Raw genomic sequence first — 20,754 nt, 5'->3', positions numbered from 1 at the left:
CAAAAAAGCACCCGGGCAGCAGGCATCAATGCCTGGCTTACGGGTGCTTCCTTCGTAAGAATCCAGAATAAGTTTAGTAGAATATACAATATATATCCTATATTTGTCAATCCACTTTTTAGGTCTATCGTTTTCCCAATGATTTTTATAATGATTATTCGAGACGAATCTTTGACAGGATCGCTGCCCATGCTTCCGTATCGCCTTCCCATGTCCTGCCTCTAGGGATGCGGACAAGCCTGGCATCTTCAGCGAATGAGGGCAGCTTCGAAATATCCGATTCCGGTCCATGAAGAATGAATAGCATGGAAATATGGGGATTGGCATACGTTTCATGGATGGAGGCATAGATGGCTTCGGCCTCATGCTGATGCTGAATGATCCGGACGAGGAGAACCCTCCGTTCGGATGACAGGCAATCATTGAACCGGGCGATCCTTCGATCCAGCCGTTCCCGAAACTCGACATAGTCGTACAGCGGCGGCTGGTTGGGGATATTTTTAAAATCGTGAAATGACAAACAGGTTGACTGCCGATCGCGTACATAGTAGTTGTTGACGGATTTGCCGTAAGCTTCTAAATGCTCAAGCTGCATAAAGCCTTCAAACCGCCTCCGGATTACGCCGCAAAATTCCGCAGCCGAAGCGAAATTGAACCAATCCCAGGGACCTGCCTGCCGACGCAAACCGTTTCGTTTGAGCTGAGCGGCAACCTGACAGTTATGACCCAGGCTGTAAATTGACTCGAACCGGTACGGTTGTATCTCCATTTTCGAGGACCTCCCTTCCAATCTATCATTTTTATTCTATGTTGATTGATAGAAAGGGGAAGGGCGAAGGAGATTTCCGAAGGCACTCCAGCTGCTTCACCACCGTCTAAGGTAACGTTTCGGAAAGCGTGCGGCGCATATTGGGCGATCTTCTTTCATTTCCGGCATTACCATCGTCGTGATGGCGGGAGGCTTCCATATGCGGCGGTTTACGGTCTATTGCTATGGCAACGGCTCATTGACAGGAATAGAGGTGAGGTGATATCCTCCAATCAAACACGGGGTTTATCCGGGAAGACAACGAAATGATCCGAATCTGCCCCCTTGCCGCGGGCCCTGCTCCGGCGCGTGAGGTCGGTTACGGCGGCATCGAATATACCGTTAACCAGAAGCTCTTCACTTGCGAAGAGTTTTTTTCATGCGGAAGAACCGTGTACTACTGCGAAAAGAATGTGATGACAGATGCTGGTTCGACTACGAACCCGAATGAACGGTTTACTTCATAATCATTTTTCCGGCGAGTCGATGGACTACCGGCAAATCTTTGCACTCATGCTCCCGATCCTGATCGACCAGGCTTTTATCATTGGCCTTAATTTGGTCAACACGGCAATGATCAGTTCATCAGGCGTGGCGGCGGTCAGTGCCGTCAACATGGTCGATGCGCTGAATATTTTTCTGATCAACGTATTTGTAGCGGTGGCTACCGGGGGCACCGTCGTGGTTGCACAGTATAAAGGCAGCGGCAACGGGCAGATGGTGTCCAGGGCATCGGCGGCTACGGTCACCTCGGTCACGTTGATTGCACTGGCCATTGCGCTTCTTATCATCGGACTGCATAATCCGATCCTCCAGCTTCTGTTCGGCTCCGCTTCGCCGGAGGTATTGGAGAGTGCCCGGATATACCTGATCGGCAGCGGAACATCCTTTTTAGGTATTGCGGTTGTCCAGGCGGTATGCGGCGCGCTCCGGGGCATCGGAAAGACGCGTGCGTCCCTGGCGCTTTCCCTGATCATGAATCTGTTGTACGTGCTGCTGAATATTTTGTTTATTACGCTGCTGCATATGGGAGTCTTCGGCATGACCCTGGCCATCAACATTGCCCGGTTTGCGGGCGCGGCCTGCGCCCTGTACTATTTGTTCAAGGTCGATGCAACGCTGCATATCCGGCTGAAGGACTTGTTTCATTTTCCACTGTCAATGCTTCGCAAAATCATGTTTATCGGCCTTCCGTTCGCGGCAGAGCAGATGTTCTTCAACGGGGGAAAGCTGCTGACGCAGGTGTTTATCGTAAGCTTAGGCACCTATGCGATCGCTACGAATGCGATCGGCGGATCACTTGCGATGCTGACGCAAATACCCGCGAGCGCCTTGTCGCTGACGATCGTGACGGTAGTCGGCCAATGCATCGGCCGGGGGGATATCGCGGATGCCCGGAAGTTCATCCGGTCATTTCTATGGCTAGGTGCCATCTCTCTGGCGGTAATGGGACTCATCCTGATCCCGCTGTTCAATCCGCTCGTCGGATTGTTTAATCCGCCGCAGGAAATCGTGCATGAGCTGTTCGTTGTCATGCTGATCAACGTGATCATTCAGGTCCCGCTGTGGTCGATCAGCTTCATACTGCCCTCCGCACTCCGGGCGGCGGGCGATTCACGGTTTACTTCCATTACCTCCATGATGACTATGTGGCTGTTCCGGGTCATCCTCGGTTACATCATGGGGATCGTGCTCGGCTGGGGCATTCTCGGCGTCTGGCTCGCCATGAACTGCGAGTGGGGCGTGCGTGGCGCACTCTTCCTCTGGCGGTTCCGCGGCAAAAAGTGGTATGCGCATAAACTGATATAGCTATTATCCATCTAATCCAAGCTCCTTTCGAGGAGCTTTTTTTATTTGCTCCATGCGACTGGAATATAATCCCAACTTGACTATATACCTATGGGGGTATATATTTTAACCATGCACCAAAGTCATTTATCGGTGATATCCGATGGGTTGGAATACAATGAACGAGGAGGGAATGGGATGAGGTACGACGATCAGATGAAAAATCGGGTGAAACGGATCGAGGGCCAGCTCCGCGGCATCCTGCGGATGATGGAGGAGGGGAAGGATTGCAGGGACGTCATTACGCAGCTGTCGGCCACGCGCGCGGCCATGGACCGGGCGATCGGCGTCATTGTCAGCACCAATCTCGTGGACTGTGTCAAAGAGGCCCAGGAGAACGGCCGGGATACGGAGCAGCTGGTGGTGGAAGCGGTGAACCTGCTTGTCAAAAGCAGATAATATCGCGCGCGATGTAAGCGGGCATTTGACCCAGGGTGAAGCCTCGAAATCAATGGGTTGATGTCCATTTGTTTTAGCAAAATATATACCCCTGCGGGTATGTATTAACAAAAGGAAACTACGAAGGAGGAATGTTGGAATGCGTGCTGATCAAGTATTGGATGCCAAAGGCTTGGCATGCCCTATGCCGATCGTTAAAACGAAGAAGGCAATGAAAGACATGGAGAAGGGTCAAGTGCTCGAGATTCATGCGACGGATCTGGGCGTAAAGAGCGATTTGACGGCCTGGGCCCAATCGATGGGGAATGAACTGCTGGAGCACCGCGAGGAGGACGGCGTGTTGAAGTTTTGGATCCGAAAAGGATGATTTTTCATATCGAGAAATATACCCTTGGGGGTAAGAGAGCACATAGACAGGAGGAAGGGAAATCGTGACCGAACAGAAGCGAACGACCATTATTTTATTCAGCGGTGATTATGATAAAGCGATGGCGGCCTACATTATTGCTAATGGCGCGGCTGCGTATGACCATGAAGTGACCATTTTTCACACCTTCTGGGGGCTGAATGCTCTGCGGAAGGATGAGGACGTGATGCTGCCCAAGAAGAAAGGAATGATGGAGAACCTGTTTGCCAAAATGATGCCGCGTGGCGCCAACAAAATGGGACTCTCCAAAATGAATTTTGCCGGCATGGGACCGAAAATGATTAAGGATGTCATCAAGAAGCACAAAGCGGTTCCGCTTCCGCAGCTGATCGAAATGGCGCAGGAGCAGGATATCAAGCTGGTTGCATGCACGATGACGATGGATCTTCTCGGCCTGCAGGCGGAGGAGCTGCTCGACGGCATCGAGTATGCGGGCGTTGCGGCCTATCTGGGAGATGCCCAGGATGGGAATGTAAATTTGTTTATTTGACAAGGAGATCCAGGCGCAAAGTTGAAAGGATCCCGAGTATTAATGCCATTTTTCTTTAATGAAAATGCAGATTGAATTTTTTTAATCGAAATTATACCCCTATGGGTATATAAAAATTCGAATGGAGGTTTGATTGTAATGACTGCAATCCAATCCGATGCAAAGCTGGACGCGAAAGGGCTGGCATGTCCGATGCCGATCGTGCGAACGAAGAAAGCCATGAAGGATCTGCAATCGGGCCAGGTGCTCGAGGTCGAGGCAACCGATCCGGGATCCAAGGCCGACATGAAAGCCTGGGCGGAAAGCTCGGGGCATCAGTATCTGGGTACCTTGGAGGAAGATGGCGTACTGAAGCATTATCTTCGCAAAACGACTGATCAGGAGCAGGCTGTGCTCGAGTATTCCGAAGTATGTGAACCCGCAGAACTACAGAAGACGCTTGAAGCCGGAGAGTCCATCGTTGTGGTGGACGTCAGGGAGGCGGCGGAATTTGCTTTCTGTCACATTCCAAACGCGGTTTCGATCCCGCTCGGGGAGCTGGAGCTTCGGTTAAGTGAGCTGGACAAGGAAGACCGGATCTATGTGATTTGCCGGACAGGCGCACGCAGCGACATGGCGGCGAAAAGGCTTGCAGACAGCGGCTTCTCGCGTGTCGTTAACGTTGTGCCCGGCATGAGCGGCTGGAGCGGCCAGACATGCAGTCTGGAGAAATGAGCGGGTCCATGGTGTGACCGATCGATGACGAAGATGCTCTCATCATGATAATCAAGCACGGAGAATGCTGAACAGGAAATAACGGGTTTTTTAAAGATGGAGGAGGAAAAGCACGATGTCAATAAGAGCGATGCTCCCGCAGGAGGCTGCAGAGAAAGCGATCCGTAAGGAGCAGTTATTCATTCTGGATGTTCGCAATGCTGCCGATTTTGCAGATTGGAGGATCGAAGGGAAGCGATTCCAGCATTTGAATATTCCGTATTTCGACCTGATCGACGGCGTGGAGGAAATTCTAGCGCAGCTACCGGAGGAAGAAGAGATTCTGGTCGTATGCGCCAAAGAGGGCTCGTCTATTATGATAGCCGAAATGTTAGCCGAGCAAGGCCGGAAGGCTGCTTACCTGAAGGGAGGAATGAAAGCGTGGAGTGAGCATCTCGTTCCGCTCAAGCTCGGGGATTTGAAGGATGGAGGCGAGCTGTACCAGTTCGTTCGGATCGGCAAAGGGTGTCTGTCGTACCTGGTGGTGTCCGGCAACGAAGCCGCTTTGATTGACGCGACGCGGATGACGGAGGCATATACCGATTTTGCGGCACAATTAAACGTAAGCATCAAGCATGTCTTGGATACGCATCTGCATGCAGACCATATTTCGGGCGGGCGAAAGATCGCCGAGGCGACCGGCGCGCGGTACTGGCTGCCTGCCAAGGACGCCAAAGAAGCGGCATTCCAGTATGAGCCGCTCGAAGACGGGAGCGAGCTTCTGCTTGGGAGCAGCGTGATCCGGATTGAAGCGCTCCATTCCCCGGGCCATACGGCCGGATCGACCTCATTTGTGATTGACGGTCAATATTTGCTTACCGGAGATATCCTGTTCATCGATTCGATCGGCCGGCCGGATCTTGCAGGGCATGCGGAGGATTGGGCCGGCGATTTAAGGGAGACGCTGTACTCCAAATATAAAGAGCTCTCAGGGGAGCTGGTGGTGCTGCCGGCTCACTTCATGATCATGGACGAGCTGAACGCGGATGGAACCGTAGCTAAGAAGCTCGGCGAGCTGTATGAGCGGAATCACGGGCTGAGCATACGGAACGAGGAGGAATTCAGAATGCTGGTAACGAAGAGCTTGCCGCCGCAGCCGAACGCGTATCGGGAGATCCGGCAAACGAATATGGGAATCCTGATGCCGGATGCGGAGCAGCAGCGTGAAATGGAGATCGGACCGAACCGGTGCGCGGTTCGTTCATAAGGACACGGATTGCTAAGCGACAAGGGAACCGGGTGACGGTTCCCTTTTTTAAAGAAACAAGGGGGCATGGACATGGAATGGTCTGTAACTTACATCTTGGCGATATTCCTCATCGGTTTTATCGGCTCCTATATATCGGGCATGGTCGGTATCGGCGGCTCAATCATCAAATACCCGATGCTGCTGTATATTCCGCCATTGCTCGGGCTTGCGGCCTTCACGGCGCATGAAGTATCCGGCATCAGTGCGGTTCAAGTGTTTTTTGCCACGATTGGCGGCGTCTGGGCTTACCGGAAGGGCGGATATTTGAATAAAACCCTAATCTTGTATATGGGTTCGGCGATTTTACTTGGCAGTCTTCTCGGCAGCTTTGGCTCGAACCTCATGAGCGAAAGTTCTATCAATATCATGTACGGCATATTGGCATTGCTTGCAGCCGTGATGATGTTTATTCCCAATAAAGGACTGGATGATATTCCGGTGGCTCAGGTAACCTTCAACAAATGGCTGGCTGCGGGATTGGCGCTTGCGGTCGGCATCGGAGCAGGGATCGTCGGGGCGGCAGGCGCGTTTTTGCTCGTGCCGTTGATGCTGGTCGTCCTGAAAATTCCCACGCGGATGACGATTGCCACCTCGCTCGCGATCACCTTCATCTCCTCCATCGGATCGACCCTAGGCAAGCTTTCGACGGGGCAAGTCGATTACGTGCCGGCCGCCATCATGGTGGTTGCAAGCCTGATCGCCTCCCCGCTAGGCGCTTCCGCCGGAAAGCGAATGAAGACAAACGTGCTGAAGATGATTTTGGCACTGCTCATCCTGGCGACAGCGATTAAAATTTGGCTCGATATATTGTAGCTCCGCTGCATCTTAGTATAATGGCTATAACGGATTTGCCGCTGAGAAGGCGAGCTAAATGACCCGATCCAGCCCATTTGGATAGGATGTGAGCAGTCTTTCATTGAAGCGGCAAGATGATGCCGATGTAAATCGAATAAGAAGGCAGGTGGCAGAAGATGAATCCGTGGAACAAGCGCTTCCAGGGAGAGGAATATGTATACGGAACGGAGCCGAACGCCTTTGTTGTCGACATGCAGAGCCGGCTCTCCTTATCCGGCCGGACGCTGGCGATTGCAGAGGGAGAAGGAAGAAATGCGGTATATCTGGCCGGGCATGGCCACGAGGTAACCGTGTGGGATTACGCAGAAGCGGGGCTGAACAAGGCGAATAAGCTTGCGAAGGAGAAGGGCGTTAAGATTGCTGCCCGTCTTCAGGATCTGCAGGATGCGGCGTGGACGCCGGATCAGTGGGATAACATCGTGTGCATATTCGGGCATTTTCCGAAGGAGCTGCGCCTCCGGACGCTTCGCGGCGTTAAGGAGGCGGTGAAGGCGGGCGGATATTTCATAACCGAGGTGTATTCTACTTATCAGCTCCCTTACAAGAGCGGCGGTCCTCAGGAGATAGACATGTTATATGAGCCGGAGGATATTTTGCGGAACTTAGCGGATTGGAGAATCCTTCATTTTTTCATGGGAGAGGTTCATCGCAGCGAAGGAGCGCTGCATCAAGGTCTGTCCCATGTGATTCAATTTGCCGGGCAAAAGCCCGTGATTACGTGAGCGCCGGGGGAAAGGAATGTGACGGGTGATTTCAAAGATTGGGCAAGAACCTATAATGATGATTGAACGTTTGATCCAACAGTGCTGGCCGGAGTGGGTCGGGACGGTCAGTCAAGGCGCAGGCGGCTGGAACAATACGACGTGTTTCATCCATCAAGCAGGCCGCGGCTGCGTGCTCCGCATCTATAACACCCACCGCGACAAGGACAAAATCGAATTCGAGCTTGACGTACTGGAATCGCTGAGACATAGCGAGCTATCCTTCGAGACGCCGATGCCGATCCCCTCGGCAACAGGGGAACGGATCGTGCAGATCCCGGACGGAAGCGAACGTTATGCGGTGGTGTTCGAGTTCCTTGAAGGGCAGCGACCGGAAGGGAACAGCCTCCTAGCGGCTTATTCCTTCGGGGAGAAGACGGGAGAGCTTGTGGAGGCATTGGGGCAGATCGATATGGTGCGTCCTCCCGTTTACCGGCCGTATCATGAACTGCTTCAGTCCTATCCCGCCTGCACGAGGGAAGCGATCGAGGGATTCTGTTTGCAGCCGGAACCGGCATTTCTGGGTCTGCACCAGGAGCTCCGGCAATTACTTGATGCGTACGACGACATCAGCCGAAGACTCGGGGCGTTAAGGAAGCTCCCGCAGCAGCTGGTCCACGGGGATCTCAATTTCTCCAATTTGCTGGTCGATCCCCTTCAGCCCGAGAAAGTTACGGCGCTGCTGGACTTTGAATTTTGCACCCGGGATGTCCGGGTGGTGGAGCCGGCCGTGGTAATCTCGGGATTCCTTGGGCTCGAGGGCGAGCACGAGGCCATCAGCCGATTCTGCCAAGGTTTCGGGAGCCGAATCCGCCTAAATGCCGAAGAGATTGAGGCGATCCCGGTCTTAATCCGGCTGCGCATGGTGGATGTATTTCTGCACTTCCTGAGCCGGTACCGCGAAGGTACGGATGATGCCGCGGTGCTGCAAGAGCAGGTCCGCATATTGTCGTCAGGGTTGAGGCAGCTTACGGACAGCGTGGCTTGGATCAGGGAAGCTGCAGCAAGGTATTTGCTCTGATTGCTTGAAGACAGGATTGGCAGATGCAGGTCTTGCCCGCGTATTTCTTGGGGATGCTCTTCAAGACGCGCTCCGGAAAACTCTCTCGCGTACACCAGCATGCATTGGCATCAGAGAGCTTCGCCGCGTACGCGCACTGATTGGGCTGCCGGCAGAGAGGACAGGTCGTCTGATCGACGAGGGCTTCGTCTTCCGGCTCGGCAGGTCTCGTTTCCATCGAATAAGAACACCTCGATTCATGGTCTAATCAACCTTAAGCGTATCCGGATAAGGCCTTATTGTCCAGTAAGCTCTCTCTACTACGAACAAAAACGAAAAGCCCGGCCCTCCGTCAAGGAAGAGCCGGGTTTCTTGGCATGCGCCCCCCAGGTGAAGAAAGCTTTGAGAGAGCTGCAGGGAAGAACGTGTTATTTTTTCAATAAATTGATATGATCCAAATCCGTGCTGCTGTTAAAGATGAACTCCAGCTTGTAGGCACCCCGATGATAAGTGAGCTTCGTCTGCGTGCTGTCGCCGTTCTTGAATGTCGTGGTGGAGGCTGGGGCATACCAATTCTGCTTCAGCATCTTCATCGTAATGCCTCCGATATTCGTTTGCCGTTCCACATTCGTGCCGTAATAACGAATCTCGCGAATCTTGTTCAGCTTATAGGAGATCGCGTAACCGGGACTGCCCATATTCGCGCTATACAGATCAAAATCATCTGCATGCTTACGCGTTATGGAAGGTTCGCCGATCGTGTTGATCACGTCCTGCCGGGTGCTCTTGCCGACGGTCAGTTGGCCGACCACGCCGGGAAACTGACCTTTCAAAGCGGGTTTATAGAAGCTGTTCAGCGTCTTTAATGCTTCCTTGGCTGCGTAGCTGTCGGCAGCGGCGGCTTCACTGTGGCCGGCCGCCTCAGCATGTGGCGCGGATAAAACGGCCGGAGTGATTCCGAGCCCCGCCAAACCGACGGTCCCCGCCACCGTAAGTGCGATGACTGCTTTTGAAATACGCTGTTCGTTGTTCATGATGCATCCTCTCCTTGTAACATGACATTACCACCAGTGATGTTCTTCAAACAAAATCTATGTTTATCGTAGTGGAAGAGGGGAGGGATTGGGTTACGAATCCATGAAAATGAAATTTCAGAATTGTGATTAATGGATAAGAGAGTATACATTCGTATCATAGGATTTCCCGTTCTGATGGATGTATTTACGAAGGACGCCTTCCATTTCAAAGCCTAAGCGGATGAGCAGGGCATGAGAAGCTTTGTTGTCGATGAATACGACGGCCCCGACGCGATCAAGCCCCAGTTGTTGAAATCCGAACGACAGGACGGCGGAAGCCGCCTCACGGGCATAGCCCTGCCGCCAATAGTCCGGATGGAGCTCATAGCCAATCTCGGCTCGCTTATGCTTGGGTGCCCACGCGTTGAAGCCGATCGTCCCCACCAAGCCTTTCCTGTCTTTCAGCTCGATTCCCCAGCGGATTCCGCGCCGTTCCAAGCGGTTCTTGGCGAACAAATCGATCAGCTGCTCCGCTTGCTCGAGCGTCGTGAAAGCTTCCTGCCCGTAATATCGGGTTACTTCTTGATCTGAAAAACAGCGGAAAATCGCCGGGGCATCATCCGGCGTAATTTCCCTTAAATGCAGACGTTCCGTTTCGAGGATCGGAAACATGGCTACCTCCCGTTATAAAAAACTGCCGCTTCGCTCAACAGCGAAGGGCAGTTTGGGTTGATTGAATGTCAGGGCTATGCTATTGCTGCACAATGGCGATAATTTCGTCTTCGAGCTCCAGCCTTACCTGTTCGCTGTATGCCCGAATGTTGTACTCGGAGTGCAGATAACGGAGGATGGCTTCGATCAGATTCGCTTCGATCAAATACTGCGTTCTTCCGTTAACCCATACTTCCGCCGTATATCCGGTATCCTCATCCCAGCTCAGCTCAAGCGACACATCCGTCGGTTTCACGCCTCTGCGCTCCGCCTGATGCAGGCAGACCGCGTTGACGATTTCGTCCATGCTAAGAATCATGGCTTAGTACCGATTGTTGTTGTTATTGTTGTAACGGTCATCATCATTACGATGATGCTCGACAGCCGGCTTGCGGCGGTTTCTTACGGCGCGTACAACCGCCATGATCACCATGATGAGCGCCCAGATCGCAATGAGGTTAATCAGCAAGCCCATAATCTCGCCCATGAAGCCCATGCCTGCGAACATGCTGCCGAACAGGAGTCCTGCCAGACCGCCGATCATCAGGCCTTTCATTAAGCTTCCCCCGCTGAAGAATCCGCGGTTTGCTGTATTTCCGGCAGTTGTCCCGGATTTATTCGTGTTGCTCGTGCTGTTGGATTGCTGCACGTTGCTATCGTTCTTTTTCGGTGTGTTCGAGTAGGACTTTGTGCCGGATTTAAAGCCGCCTCTTCGGGCGTCTACGGAATCGACCGGCGCGAGCGCTACAAAGAACAGGGTAAACGCAACTAGAATCGTGAGTACTTTTTTCATCTTGTACTGTCGTACCTCCCGGTAAATAAAATTAGAGAATAATGTGTAATACGGACGGGTCACGATAAGGTTTCAAAAATTATTCACCATGCTTCGCTGCCGCTGCACGCTGATGCTCCTTCAGCAAGCCCAGCACCCAGTCGCACCATTTCAGCTCCGTTTCGGCCATCATCAGGCCTTTGGTTGCCAAAATGTAATTGCTGAACGCTTTGCTTCCGATCTCCCGGGTATCCTCGGGAATCCCGGCCAGAATCTGCTCGAAGTAACGCTTCTTCTCTAAATAGCTGCTTCTGCGGTCCTCGTAGATATCGATCGCGATGCCGATCTCGGTCAGCCACAGACAGAAGGTGCGCAGGGAAAGCTCATCCTTGGTGACGGCAGGCGCAATGGGCTGGTACATCCACTCGCGCAGCTTTTGCATGCCTTTCTCCGTAATCGCGTAGATCTTCTTATCCGGTTTGTCGGTCTGCTGAACCCAATGCGAGGATAGCAGCTGCTTCTCTTCCATACTGGCCAAGAGAGGGTAGATTTGACTGTGCTTGGCCTGCCAAAACGGTTGGATCCGAAGCATGAGGTCATAACCCGACGACTCTCTTCTGGCGAGCAACCCTAACAAGCCGTATGACAACGTATTCATGGACATAACTCCCTTTGAAACGCATATCGTGGACACAAGGCAATCATGGTTATTGCCTAAGGGGTCCGGTTGATAGAAAGTGTACACTGAAACTGTATGGTTTGACAACAGGGGAGAAGGCTGACGTGATGGTTTTTTGGTAAAATTGTGACTAAAAAAGCACAAACGCAACGTGCGCTTGTGCTTGAAATTGACTTTTATTGTTTTATTTGTTCTCGTATCCCTCGACAACGAGATCCAAGGCCCCGGTGTTCGGGTCAATGACCATGCCGTGAACCGGAACGTTCGGCGGCAGCAGCGGGTGATTCTTGATGAGACTAACGGTGTTGCGAACGCCGTCGGTCACGTTGTCGAAGCCGCGAAGCCATTTATTAAGCCGGATGCCGGAATTCTCAAGGGTGGAGAGCACTTCGTCCGAGATGCCGCGCTCCTTCATATGGGAGATCATGACGTCAGCGTCCAGCGATGCCATGCCGCACTCGTAGTGGCCGACCACGATCACTTCCTCCGCATGCAGCTCATATAGAGCGACCAGCACACTGCGCATAACGCTGCCGAATGGCTGGGAGATGATGGCTCCGGCGTTTTTGATGATTTTGACGTCTCCGTTCTTGAAGTTCATTGCTTTGGGGAGCAGCTCCACCAGTCTTGTATCCATACAGGTTACAACGACAAGCTTCTTCTCAGGGAAGCGGCCGGTCAGGTAAGGCTCATATTCTTTCTTCTCTACAAAGCTGCGGTTATGCTCCAGAATGCGGTCCAAATGTTTTTCCATAGAGTATCTCTCCTTCTGTATCTAAGAGTAGTTTCAAACACGGGTGTCGGTTGCTATGATATTTGTTCCATACGTCTGATTGCGGCTTGTGAGACGAAAATTAACGGTGCCGGCGTGCACGTCCAGCTTCAGCTCTTCCTCGAAAAAAACCTCCTGCTTGCCATGGATGACCAGAGGGATCGAGCTTTCCGTTTGAATCGCGGTATCGCCTTCGGCAGCACCATCCACGATCTGAAGTCCCGGAACGCCGTTGACGGCGCATCCGCAGCCCTCGGTATCATAGATCAGTCTCACGGCCCCAGGCTTGTTCCCGAGCATTTCCTTCAGCTTCAGGTCGGCCTCCGGGGTAAGTTGGATTATCACAGTACCAGGCCTCCCTCGATACAGCATCTGATATTGCCGTTTCTGAAAGTTGATTATATACCTAGCAGAACGTATCATCAATAGAGTAGTTATGAATCCACTCTAAAAAATTTAAAAGAGCAGGTGAGCTGATTATGGAAGCGCAGGTATCTCAGCAATGGGAACAATTTCAGCAATTGGTACACAAAATCATGAGCTACTATGAAGCGCTGGGCCTTCTTCAATGGGATCTGCGGACAGGCGCCCCGCGCAAAGGAACCGACGTACGCTCGGAAACGATCGGCGTACTATCGACGGAAGCATTTAAACTGCAGGTATCGGAGGAGATGGGACAGTTTCTCGAGTTCTTTGCCGATCCGAAGCACGAAGGGCAACTGGACAGCCGAAATCGCCGCATCGTAGCCGAGATGCGCAAGGTCTATGAGCAGAACAAATCGATTCCGCCGGAACGCTTCCAGGAATATTCCATCCTTGCCTCCCAGTCGGAGACGAAGTGGGAGGAAGCCAAGAAGAACAGCGATTTCGCCGGATTCGAGCCCTACTTGACGAAGGTCGTCGCATTCAAGCAGGAGTTTATCGACTATTGGGGCGTGAAAAATACCCGTTATGACACGCTTCTAGACATGTATGAGCCCGACTTGACGGTGGAGAAGGTGGATGCGATTTTCGACCGGCTTAAGGCTCGGCTTGTGCCGCTTGTGCAAGCGGTATCAGAATCCTCATTCAAACCGGAAACCGGATTTCTCAAGCAGCTGTTCGATAAGGAACAGCAGGATAAATTCAGCAAGTTTCTGCTCGGGGAGATGGGGTATGACTTTGAGGCCGGCCGGCTCGATGAGAGCGTCCATCCGTTTGCGATCGGACTTAATCCGGGCGATGTCCGGATCACCACCCATTATTTGCAGGATGACGTCCTCAGCGCGGTATTCAGCTCCCTGCATGAAGGCGGACATGCCTTGTACGAGCAAAATATCGACAAGAGCCTGGCGGGCACGCCGCTGTCGGCAGGGGCATCGATGGGCATCCACGAGTCCCAGTCGCGGTTATGGGAAAATATGATCGGTCGGAGCCGTCCGTTCTGGCGCCGCTATTTCGGCGATCTTCAGCAGCATTTCCCTGAACAGCTGAAGGACGTTGCGCTGGAGGATTTCTATCTGGCCGTCAATAAGGTCGAGAACTCCCTGATCCGCATCGAGGCTGATGAGCTGACTTATAACCTGCACATCATTATCCGTTATGAGATTGAGAAGCAGCTCTTTAACGAAGGGCTTGCCGTGAAGGACCTGCCGGAGGTATGGAATGCGAAGTACAAGGAGTATCTCGGCATCATGCCTCCGAATGACGGGCTCGGCGTGCTTCAGGATGTCCATTGGTCCGGCGGGGACTTCGGTTACTTTGCTTCTTATTCGCTCGGCAATATGTATGCGGCGCAAATGCTCCATACCCTTCGCAAGGAAATGCCGAATCTCGATGCGTTGATTGAGCAAGGAAATTTGGCGCCGATCAAGGAATGGCTGACGGAGAAGGTCTACCGATACGGAAAGAGCGAGACTCCGTCGGAAATTATCCTCCGCGTAACCGGTGAAGAACTGAATCCGGATTACTTGGCCGATTATCTGGAGGCCAAATATAAAGAGATATATAAACTGTAGGCCCTTCATAAAATAAGAAGCCGTATCACAGCTCCCGGAGGAATGAAATCTGACGGGAAGGCGCGGCTGACCCCATAGACGTTCGTTTAGGAACGGCGGTGCACAGGGATCGTATCCCGGCACCGCCGTTTTTATTATGGGGAAAAGCACGAGCTGCAAAGAGAAGACTTTAGAAAAAGACTTACGTTTCTTAGCAGCGCCGGTCCCTTCCACCTCTATGAAGGCTAGTTAACCATTGGGCGAGTGGGTGCATATGCTGAAATGAAACGGTAGGTTAAGGGAATGGAGGGGTAGCATGAAGCGTCGGATATGGCGGGGGCTGGCGGCAAGCCTTGTGCTTGTGTGCGCCGCAGCGCTGGCAGGATGCGGGGGCGGCAGCGGCTCGGCAACGAAGGTCAAGGTGGGCGAAGTCACACGCTCAATTTTCTATGCGCCGCAGTATGTCGCACTGGAGAAAGGTTTTTTCAAGGAAGAGGGGCTTGACGTCGAGCTGCAGACGACTCCCGGCGGAGATAAAACGATGACGGCGCTCTTGTCTGGGGCCATCGATGTTGCGCTTGTCGGGTCGGAAACTTCCATTTATGTGTATCAGCAGGGCTCGGAGGATCCGGTGATCAACTTCGGGCAGGTAACGCAGACGGACGGCACGTTTCTTATGGCGCGGAACGCCGGCGCAGAATTTGATTGGGATCAGCTGAAGGGGAGCGTGTTCCTCGGACAGCGCAAAGGCGGAATGCCGCAGATGGCCGGAGAATTTACGCTGAAGAAAAATGGCATCGATCCCCATGCCGATCTGGAGCTGATACAGAACATTGATTTTGCAAACATCGCATCGGCTTATGCCTCGGGGACAGGGGAATATGTGCAGCTGTTTGAGCCGCAGGCCTCGATATTCGAGAAAGAAGGGCGCGGCAAGGTGGTGGCATCCTTCGGCGTCGAGAGCGGTAACTTGCCGTACACCGTGTTCATGACCAAGCAAAGCTACATTAATAACAATGAGGCAACGGTGCAAAAATTTACGAACGCTCTTTATAAAGCCCAGCAGTGGGTAGACGCAAACAGTCCGGAGGACATCGCCGACGCGATCATGCCGTATTTCAAGGACAGCGACCGGGATATCGTCATCTCGTCTGTCAAGCGTTACAAGGAGCAGGGCAGCTTTGCAACGGATCCGATCGTGGATGAGGCCGAGTGGAACAATCTGCTGGACGTCATGGAGCAGGCCGGCGAGCTGAAGGAGCGGGTCGCCCCTGACAAAATCGTCAATAACAGCTTTGCTGAGAAAGCCAAACAGGCAAAATAGCGCTTCACCTCCCATCCATGGAATGAAAGGAGAGTGCACCATGGTACCGGTAGTTGAACTGAACGATATCACGCATGTATATGTGACGGATCGGGAAGCCTCTCTGGCTGTGGAAGGAATTGATTTGAGTGTGGAACCGGGCGAGTTCATCAGCTTGGTCGGACCGAGCGGCTGCGGCAAGACAACGATATTGTCCGTCATTGCCGGCCTGCTCCAGCCAACGAAAGGCACGGCGATCGTTAACGGCAAGCAGGTCAGCGGCCCGTCGCCGGAAGTCGGCTATATGCTTCAGCAGGATTACTTATTCCCGTGGCGGACCATCATGGACAACGCCTTGATCGGATTGGAATTGACGGAGCGTCTCAATCCGGACAGCCGGAGCGAGGTGCAAAGCCTGCTGAAGGAGATGGGGCTTGGCGGCAGCGGTCCATTGTACCCGTCCCAGCTGTCGGGGGGCATGAGGCAGCGGGTAGCCCTGGTGCGTACGCTGGCTACGGATCCGGGGCTGCTGCTGCTCGATGAGCCTTTCTCCGCCCTGGATTATCAGACCAAGCTGCAGCTGGAGGACCTTATTGTCGAAACGCTGAAGGAGCGGGGAAAAACCGCCATCCTGGTAACCCATGACTTGTCCGAAGCGATCGCCATGAGCGACCGCGTCGTCCTGCTGAACCGCAATCCGGGACGCATTCACCGCATGTTCGATGTGCCAGGGAATATTCGGGCCGTACAGCCGTTTTATGCCCGCAAGGAGCCCGGCTTTAATGAACTGTTTCATGAAATATGGGGCGAAATGCAGCGAATCGGGAAGGAGTGAAGCCATTGACGACGAAAAGCGAGCGGAAAGAGCCGGCTTCTTCTTCAAATCGCTGGCTCCAGGATATTTATGATAAGCATCGAAGGAAAAAACGCAGCACCCAGAGCCGGGTGCTCGCCGTCCAGCTCAGCCTGCTGCTCCTGTTCTTCGCATGGTGGGAGGCGGCGGGCAGATTAAAGTGGATCGACGTGCTTCTGTTCAGTTATCCTACCAAAATATTTTCGAATATTTGGGATAACATCGTGAGCGGGGAGCTGTGGGGCCATCTGGGGATTACCGTCGGAGAGACCGTCGTCGGATTTCTGCTCGGCACCCTGGTCGGCACCCTGCTTGCGGTCATCATCTGGTGGTCGCCGTTCTTGAACAAGGTGCTCGATCCCTATATGGTGGTATTCAACAGTATGCCGAAGGTGGCGCTGGGGCCGATCTTCATCGTCATGTTTGGCGCCGGCTTTACGGCGATTGTCGTGACGACGCTGTCGATCACGGTGATTGTGACGACCCTCGTCGTATACAACAGCTTCAATGAGGTGGACTCCAATCTGATCAAGGTTGTCCGCACCTTCGGCGGCACGAAGCGCCAAGTATTCCAGCGCGTCATTCTGCCGGCCTCCTATCCAGCCATCGTATCGACCTTGAAGGTTAATGTGGGCATGGCCTGGGTCGGCGTGATCGTCGGCGAATTCCTGGTTGCGAAATCCGGGCTTGGATATTTGATAATGTACGGATTTCAGGTGTTCAACTTCACGCTGGTGCTGTCGAGTCTTCTCATCATTGCCGTCGTGGCGACGGCGATGTACCAGATCGTTGTCTATATTGAAAGAAAGCTGCTGACCCACAGGTAGCATCCGCTTGCGGAGACTCGCTTTTCGCGGCAGAGGCTGAGGGCGGTTGTGAATGACATGAAAATAGGCTAGGATGGAACAAGATCGAACTTGATTATCCACGCTTGGAGGCTTCTGATTTTCATGGGATTCCGTGTCATTAAAACCGCTGTAGCAAGTCTGCTTGCCATCCTAATAACTGATGCTTTTAATATACCGGGGGCTACGTCCGCCGGTCTTCTTGCGATCCTGGGCGTCGACGTCACCCGCAAGCGCAGCGTCATCTCCATCTCGTCGCGGTTCTTCGCGTCACTGCTGGGGCTGGCGCTGGCTTGCATTTTATTCTATTTGCTCGGGTTCCATTATTGGGTACTGGCCCTATATATTCTGCTTGCGTTTCCACTCATATCGAGAGCCAATTTCAAGGAAGGCATCGTCACCAGCTCGGTTGTCGTGTTCCGGGTGTTCCAGGGAGAAGAGATCGCGCTGGACATTATGCTCACTCAGGTAGTGCTGCTTGTGATCGGGCTGGGCTCCGCGATGCTTGTGAATCTGGTGTACATGCCCAATAGTGAAGGAACCATGATGGACATCCGGCGTAAGGTGGACGGGCTGTTTTCCGTGATCTTCAGTCACTTCTCCCTGACCCTGCGAGATCCGGAGCATATCTGGGACGGAAAGGAATTGATCAAGGCAAGCCGCCAGATCGACCAGGGGATTGAGGAGGCCAAGCGGGCATCGGAGAACCAGATGATCCATCCGGACGGATCGTGGAACATCTATTTCTATATGAGAAAGGAACAGATGGAAAATATCCAAAGCATGATGCATCAAATCTCTCAGGTATACGAGAGGCTGCCGCACGGGATCCTCGCTGCCGAAGTATTCGAGCAATTAAGCAAGGACGTCATATCCGAAGGCTATACCGGCAAATCGGAAGCCTTGCTGAATGAGCTGGAAGATCGCTTCAAGCGGATGGAGCTGCCGGCCACGCGGGAGGAATTCGAGGTCCGGTCGGCGATTCTCCAGCTGTGCCGGGAGCTTGCTTATTACTTGAATATTTCAAAGAAATACAAGGCCCCTACGGCTAAAAAAACGCGGAAGCCTGCGGGTTCCGCAGGCTGAATGCGACAATTCTGAACGTTTCTTTCAATTTTTTTGGCATCATCCGAATTTATTTGGACCACTTCATTCAACATTCGCCCATGTCGTGCATACACATGTATGGAATGAGTGTAAGGAGGAGGTTCGAAGATGTCATTGAGTCATAAACACCAATGTAGAGAAATCATCACGAAGGCGATCTGCGGCAAGGGTCGTAAGTTCTCTACCGTAACACATACCGTGACTCCGCCTAATAATCCGACCAGTATTTTGGGGGCTTGGATTATAAACCATCAATACGAGGCGGTTGCCGCCGGAGACGGAATTGAGGTTATTGGTACTTACGATGTGAACATCTGGTATTCCTATGACAAAAATTCGCAGACCGACGTGGCGAAAGAGACGGTATCCTATGTAGAACGCGTACCTCTCTCCTATCTGGATCCGAAGCATCGTGCTTCAACGGTTGAGGTGTCGGCAGAAGCGACACAGGAGCCGAGTTGTGTGGAAGCTAGCGTATCCTCCAATGGCACGAGTGTCATTCTACGGGTAGAGAGAGAGTTCGCGGTAGAGCTTGTAGCCGAGACGAAGGTGGTCGTCAAAGTGTGCAGCCACCATCACGGCGATTATGAAGACAAAGAGTTCGACTACGTCCTGGGAGACGGAGGCGACGATTACGAAGACCTGGACTATGAAGGTCTGGAGGATGAATTGTAAGTTAACCCTCCATCAGGGAAGCTTATAATCCAGCATATGCGGTGAAAGCAGCTTTGCGGAGGGCGGATGCCCTCTTTTTTATTTTATTTTTTGAGGGGGCCGTCTGATATGGCACTGGTCATGGGGGGAACAGGGGAAAAACGCGGATCCGCCGTTCTTGACGGCTCCGCCGCAGCGCGCGCTGCGGCTAGATTGTCGAGATCCGGCATCCCGTGCCGGCTTGGCGCAAGACCCGATCCGGCAGGAGGCTATGCGGCCAGATACACGGTGCGCGTACGGGAGCTGACGGCCGAATGGATAAAGCATGATCAGATCGGAGGCGGCAGCACCCGCCATGAGCCGGAGCATGACAGCGGAAGATATGCCGACGGTCTGCACCGAAGGCTGGAGAAGGCGGCGGTGCGTTCGCTGTACACACTGGGAGCCGAGGAAGGGGAAGTGATGATTGCGGTTCGGCCCGGCCGCAGATATGTCGTGGAGGAACTTCGATTCCAGGGCTCTCCCGGCCGGGCGGTCATGAGCGCCAAGGCGGATCCTGCAGGACGAGGCTCCCGCCTGAGCCCGGGTGGTGCGGAGGCGGGGGCAAGCGCAGGTGCAGATGCAGGTGCAGGTGCAGGTGCAGGTGCAGGTGCAGGTAACCTGCTGCTGGGAATGGATCCTGAGTTTATACTGATGAGGGATAACGGAGAGGTTGTTCACGCATCAGCGTTTATGGAGCGCGGCGGATTGGCCGGCAGCGATGCCGTCAGGTTTCGCGGCGAAGTCATTTATCCGCTGGCAGAGCTGCGGCCTGATCCGAAGCCGCAGCCGAAGGAGCTGCTTTGCGAGCTGCAGCGGGCGATGCGTGAAGCGTATGCCCTCATTACGGACCGGACGCTGTCGTGGCGGGCGGGGGCATTGCCATATACGGATTTTCCGCTCGGCGGTCATATCCACTTCAGCGGCGTGCCGCTGACTTTATCGCTTCTGCAAGTGCTCGATAATTATCTGGCGCTGCCGCTGGCTCTTCTGGAAGACCCGCAAGGACGGGTGCGGAGGCCGCGCTACGGCTTTCTGGGCGATTTCCGCCGCCAGCCGTACGGAGGGTTCGAATACCGGACGCTTCCGAGCTTCCTGATCTCGCCCTTTGTAACCAAGCTGTCGCTTGCGATCGCATACCTGGCGGCCAAATACAGCGACCTTATGCCGGCAAGGCCGCTGAATGCCGAGCGGTACCACCGCGCGTACTATGAAGGCGACAAAGCCGCGCTTAGGGAATGTGTTCCCGGCTGGCACCGGGATCTGTCGGCGCTGCCGGAATACCCCCGGTTTGCCTGTGAAATCGAAAAGGCGCTGTCGTATATCGAAAGCGGCCGGACGTGGGATGAGAGCAGGGATATCCGGCCGCTGTGGAATATTCCTTCGATGCCGTGAGACAAAGGATGCATTTCTGTTATAATAGAGTTCAGCTATAAA

25 protein-coding genes are annotated in these 20,754 nt (G+C 53.3%); 16 read left to right on the top strand and 9 right to left on the bottom strand.

Going from position 1 to position 20,754, the window contains the following annotated elements; genetic code table 11:
* Positions 1-154: 154 nt before the first annotated feature.
* Complete coding sequence (locus tag BBD41_RS03615; protein ID WP_099476749.1) at positions 155-769, bottom strand: DUF1796 family putative cysteine peptidase; 615 nt, start codon at positions 767-769, stop codon at positions 155-157.
* A gap of 462 nt (positions 770-1,231) precedes the next feature.
* Here BBD41_RS03615 and BBD41_RS03610 point away from each other — a divergent pair, with 462 nt between their 5' ends.
* The 9 genes from BBD41_RS03610 (at position 1,232) to BBD41_RS03570 (ending at position 8,611) form a co-directional block, all read left to right on the top strand.
* A complete protein-coding gene (locus tag BBD41_RS03610; protein ID WP_099476748.1) occupies positions 1,232-2,617 on the top strand; it encodes an MATE family efflux transporter in 1,386 nt (461 codons plus the stop codon).
* 177 nt (positions 2,618-2,794) lie between these two features.
* Positions 2,795-3,055, top strand: a complete 261-nt coding sequence (locus BBD41_RS03605) for a metal-sensitive transcriptional regulator (protein ID WP_077565521.1) — start codon at positions 2,795-2,797, stop codon at positions 3,053-3,055.
* Between the two features lie 139 nt (positions 3,056-3,194).
* On the top strand, positions 3,195-3,422 hold the full coding sequence (locus tag BBD41_RS03600) for a sulfurtransferase TusA family protein (RefSeq protein ID WP_077565522.1): 228 nt from the start codon (positions 3,195-3,197) through the stop codon (positions 3,420-3,422).
* Between the two features lie 64 nt (positions 3,423-3,486).
* On the top strand, positions 3,487-3,972 hold the full coding sequence (locus tag BBD41_RS03595; protein WP_099476747.1) for a DsrE/DsrF/DrsH-like family protein: 486 nt from the start codon (positions 3,487-3,489) through the stop codon (positions 3,970-3,972).
* A gap of 138 nt (positions 3,973-4,110) precedes the next feature.
* Complete coding sequence (locus BBD41_RS03590; RefSeq protein WP_099476746.1) at positions 4,111-4,686, top strand: sulfurtransferase TusA family protein; 576 nt, start codon at positions 4,111-4,113, stop codon at positions 4,684-4,686.
* Between the two features lie 115 nt (positions 4,687-4,801).
* Positions 4,802-5,932, top strand: coding sequence for an MBL fold metallo-hydrolase (locus BBD41_RS03585; protein ID WP_099476745.1), 1,131 nt, complete (start codon positions 4,802-4,804; stop codon positions 5,930-5,932).
* Between the two features lie 72 nt (positions 5,933-6,004).
* Positions 6,005-6,787, top strand: coding sequence for a sulfite exporter TauE/SafE family protein (locus BBD41_RS03580; RefSeq protein ID WP_099476744.1), 783 nt, complete (start codon positions 6,005-6,007; stop codon positions 6,785-6,787).
* A 158-nt stretch (positions 6,788-6,945) separates the two neighbouring features.
* Positions 6,946-7,551 (top strand): class I SAM-dependent methyltransferase, encoded by a 606-nt coding sequence (locus BBD41_RS03575; protein WP_099476743.1) that lies wholly within the window; start codon positions 6,946-6,948, stop codon positions 7,549-7,551.
* A gap of 58 nt (positions 7,552-7,609) precedes the next feature.
* On the top strand, positions 7,610-8,611 hold the full coding sequence (locus tag BBD41_RS03570) for a phosphotransferase enzyme family protein (protein WP_099476742.1): 1,002 nt from the start codon (positions 7,610-7,612) through the stop codon (positions 8,609-8,611).
* Here the strand turns inward: BBD41_RS03570 and BBD41_RS30615 are convergent.
* The 8 genes from BBD41_RS30615 to BBD41_RS03530 all read right to left on the bottom strand — a co-directional run bounded on the left by BBD41_RS30615 (position 8,580) and on the right by BBD41_RS03530 (position 12,885).
* A complete protein-coding gene (locus BBD41_RS30615) occupies positions 8,580-8,828 on the bottom strand; it encodes a cysteine-rich CWC family protein (protein ID WP_099476741.1) in 249 nt (82 codons plus the stop codon). The two genes, BBD41_RS03570 and BBD41_RS30615, sit on opposite strands and share 32 nt — an antisense overlap.
* A 190-nt stretch (positions 8,829-9,018) precedes the next feature.
* Positions 9,019-9,624, bottom strand: coding sequence for a YjgB family protein (locus tag BBD41_RS03560; RefSeq protein ID WP_099476740.1), 606 nt, complete (start codon positions 9,622-9,624; stop codon positions 9,019-9,021).
* Positions 9,625-9,753: 129 nt separating this feature from the next.
* Positions 9,754-10,278 carry a GNAT family N-acetyltransferase gene (locus tag BBD41_RS03555; RefSeq protein WP_077565531.1) on the bottom strand — a complete coding sequence of 175 codons (525 nt, stop codon included), beginning with the start codon at positions 10,276-10,278 and terminating at the stop codon, positions 9,754-9,756.
* Between the two features lie 79 nt (positions 10,279-10,357).
* The gene (locus BBD41_RS03550; protein WP_007129937.1) at positions 10,358-10,636 is read right to left on the bottom strand and encodes a YxcD family protein; all 279 of its coding nucleotides are present in this window, start codon (positions 10,634-10,636) and stop codon (positions 10,358-10,360) included.
* 3 nt (positions 10,637-10,639) lie between these two features.
* A complete protein-coding gene (locus BBD41_RS03545) occupies positions 10,640-11,110 on the bottom strand; it encodes a hypothetical protein (protein WP_077565532.1) in 471 nt (156 codons plus the stop codon).
* A 79-nt stretch (positions 11,111-11,189) separates the two neighbouring features.
* A complete protein-coding gene (locus tag BBD41_RS03540; RefSeq protein WP_077565533.1) occupies positions 11,190-11,747 on the bottom strand; it encodes a PadR family transcriptional regulator in 558 nt (185 codons plus the stop codon).
* Between the two features lie 205 nt (positions 11,748-11,952).
* The gene (locus BBD41_RS03535) at positions 11,953-12,522 is read right to left on the bottom strand and encodes a beta-class carbonic anhydrase (RefSeq protein ID WP_077565534.1); all 570 of its coding nucleotides are present in this window, start codon (positions 12,520-12,522) and stop codon (positions 11,953-11,955) included.
* Positions 12,523-12,555: 33 nt separating this feature from the next.
* Positions 12,556-12,885 (bottom strand): iron-sulfur cluster biosynthesis family protein, encoded by a 330-nt coding sequence (locus BBD41_RS03530; RefSeq protein ID WP_077565535.1) that lies wholly within the window; start codon positions 12,883-12,885, stop codon positions 12,556-12,558.
* A gap of 134 nt (positions 12,886-13,019) precedes the next feature.
* Between BBD41_RS03530 and BBD41_RS03525 the strand changes: the two genes are divergently transcribed.
* The 7 genes from BBD41_RS03525 to BBD41_RS03495 all read left to right on the top strand — a co-directional run bounded on the left by BBD41_RS03525 (position 13,020) and on the right by BBD41_RS03495 (position 20,712).
* Positions 13,020-14,537 (top strand): carboxypeptidase M32, encoded by a 1,518-nt coding sequence (locus BBD41_RS03525; RefSeq protein WP_099476739.1) that lies wholly within the window; start codon positions 13,020-13,022, stop codon positions 14,535-14,537.
* 295 nt (positions 14,538-14,832) lie between these two features.
* Entirely contained in the window at positions 14,833-15,840 is a 1,008-nt protein-coding gene (locus tag BBD41_RS03520; RefSeq protein ID WP_099476738.1) for an ABC transporter substrate-binding protein, read from the top strand.
* 40 nt (positions 15,841-15,880) lie between these two features.
* A complete protein-coding gene (locus BBD41_RS03515) occupies positions 15,881-16,654 on the top strand; it encodes an ABC transporter ATP-binding protein (RefSeq protein ID WP_077565538.1) in 774 nt (257 codons plus the stop codon).
* Complete coding sequence (locus BBD41_RS03510; RefSeq protein WP_099476737.1) at positions 16,621-17,499, top strand: ABC transporter permease; 879 nt, start codon at positions 16,621-16,623, stop codon at positions 17,497-17,499. The genes BBD41_RS03515 and BBD41_RS03510 overlap by 34 nt, the downstream gene beginning before the upstream one ends.
* 123 nt (positions 17,500-17,622) lie before the next feature.
* Positions 17,623-18,603 (top strand): aromatic acid exporter family protein, encoded by a 981-nt coding sequence (locus BBD41_RS03505; RefSeq protein WP_099476736.1) that lies wholly within the window; start codon positions 17,623-17,625, stop codon positions 18,601-18,603.
* A gap of 129 nt (positions 18,604-18,732) precedes the next feature.
* A complete protein-coding gene (locus tag BBD41_RS03500) occupies positions 18,733-19,299 on the top strand; it encodes an outer spore coat protein CotE (RefSeq protein ID WP_077565541.1) in 567 nt (188 codons plus the stop codon).
* 108 nt (positions 19,300-19,407) lie between these two features.
* Positions 19,408-20,712, top strand: coding sequence for a putative amidoligase domain-containing protein (locus BBD41_RS03495; RefSeq protein WP_099476735.1), 1,305 nt, complete (start codon positions 19,408-19,410; stop codon positions 20,710-20,712).
* Positions 20,713-20,754: the final 42 nt, after the last annotated feature.

The organism is Paenibacillus ihbetae (assembly GCF_002741055.1).
Taxonomy (GTDB): domain Bacteria; phylum Bacillota; class Bacilli; order Paenibacillales; family Paenibacillaceae; genus Paenibacillus_AQ; species Paenibacillus_AQ ihbetae.
This window is presented reverse-complemented; position numbering and strand designations above follow the sequence as displayed.

What these genes read in the sequence shown, in the direction of transcription:
- BBD41_RS03615 (WP_099476749.1), bottom strand. Translation starts at nt 769, where the DNA reads ATGGAGATACAACCGTACCGGTTCGAGTCAATTTACAGCCTGGGTCAT.
- BBD41_RS03610 (WP_099476748.1), top strand. Translation starts at nt 1,232, where the DNA reads ATGCTGGTTCGACTACGAACCCGAATGAACGGTTTACTTCATAATCAT.
- BBD41_RS03605 (WP_077565521.1), top strand. Translation starts at nt 2,795, where the DNA reads ATGAGGTACGACGATCAGATGAAAAATCGGGTGAAACGGATCGAGGGC.
- BBD41_RS03600 (WP_077565522.1), top strand. Translation starts at nt 3,195, where the DNA reads ATGCGTGCTGATCAAGTATTGGATGCCAAAGGCTTGGCATGCCCTATG.
- BBD41_RS03590 (WP_099476746.1), top strand. Translation starts at nt 4,111, where the DNA reads ATGACTGCAATCCAATCCGATGCAAAGCTGGACGCGAAAGGGCTGGCA.
- BBD41_RS03585 (WP_099476745.1), top strand. Translation starts at nt 4,802, where the DNA reads ATGTCAATAAGAGCGATGCTCCCGCAGGAGGCTGCAGAGAAAGCGATC.
- BBD41_RS03580 (WP_099476744.1), top strand. Translation starts at nt 6,005, where the DNA reads ATGGAATGGTCTGTAACTTACATCTTGGCGATATTCCTCATCGGTTTT.
- BBD41_RS03575 (WP_099476743.1), top strand. Translation starts at nt 6,946, where the DNA reads ATGAATCCGTGGAACAAGCGCTTCCAGGGAGAGGAATATGTATACGGA.
- BBD41_RS03570 (WP_099476742.1), top strand. Translation starts at nt 7,610, where the DNA reads ATGATTGAACGTTTGATCCAACAGTGCTGGCCGGAGTGGGTCGGGACG.
- BBD41_RS30615 (WP_099476741.1), bottom strand. Translation starts at nt 8,828, where the DNA reads ATGGAAACGAGACCTGCCGAGCCGGAAGACGAAGCCCTCGTCGATCAG.
- BBD41_RS03560 (WP_099476740.1), bottom strand. Translation starts at nt 9,624, where the DNA reads ATGAACAACGAACAGCGTATTTCAAAAGCAGTCATCGCACTTACGGTG.
- BBD41_RS03555 (WP_077565531.1), bottom strand. Translation starts at nt 10,278, where the DNA reads ATGTTTCCGATCCTCGAAACGGAACGTCTGCATTTAAGGGAAATTACG.
- BBD41_RS03550 (WP_007129937.1), bottom strand. Translation starts at nt 10,636, where the DNA reads ATGATTCTTAGCATGGACGAAATCGTCAACGCGGTCTGCCTGCATCAG.
- BBD41_RS03545 (WP_077565532.1), bottom strand. Translation starts at nt 11,110, where the DNA reads ATGAAAAAAGTACTCACGATTCTAGTTGCGTTTACCCTGTTCTTTGTA.
- BBD41_RS03540 (WP_077565533.1), bottom strand. Translation starts at nt 11,747, where the DNA reads ATGAATACGTTGTCATACGGCTTGTTAGGGTTGCTCGCCAGAAGAGAG.
- BBD41_RS03535 (WP_077565534.1), bottom strand. Translation starts at nt 12,522, where the DNA reads ATGGAAAAACATTTGGACCGCATTCTGGAGCATAACCGCAGCTTTGTA.
- BBD41_RS03525 (WP_099476739.1), top strand. Translation starts at nt 13,020, where the DNA reads ATGGAAGCGCAGGTATCTCAGCAATGGGAACAATTTCAGCAATTGGTA.
- BBD41_RS03520 (WP_099476738.1), top strand. Translation starts at nt 14,833, where the DNA reads ATGAAGCGTCGGATATGGCGGGGGCTGGCGGCAAGCCTTGTGCTTGTG.
- BBD41_RS03515 (WP_077565538.1), top strand. Translation starts at nt 15,881, where the DNA reads ATGGTACCGGTAGTTGAACTGAACGATATCACGCATGTATATGTGACG.
- BBD41_RS03510 (WP_099476737.1), top strand. Translation starts at nt 16,621, where the DNA reads ATGGGGCGAAATGCAGCGAATCGGGAAGGAGTGAAGCCATTGACGACG.
- BBD41_RS03505 (WP_099476736.1), top strand. Translation starts at nt 17,623, where the DNA reads ATGGGATTCCGTGTCATTAAAACCGCTGTAGCAAGTCTGCTTGCCATC.
- BBD41_RS03500 (WP_077565541.1), top strand. Translation starts at nt 18,733, where the DNA reads ATGTCATTGAGTCATAAACACCAATGTAGAGAAATCATCACGAAGGCG.
- BBD41_RS03495 (WP_099476735.1), top strand. Translation starts at nt 19,408, where the DNA reads ATGGCACTGGTCATGGGGGGAACAGGGGAAAAACGCGGATCCGCCGTT.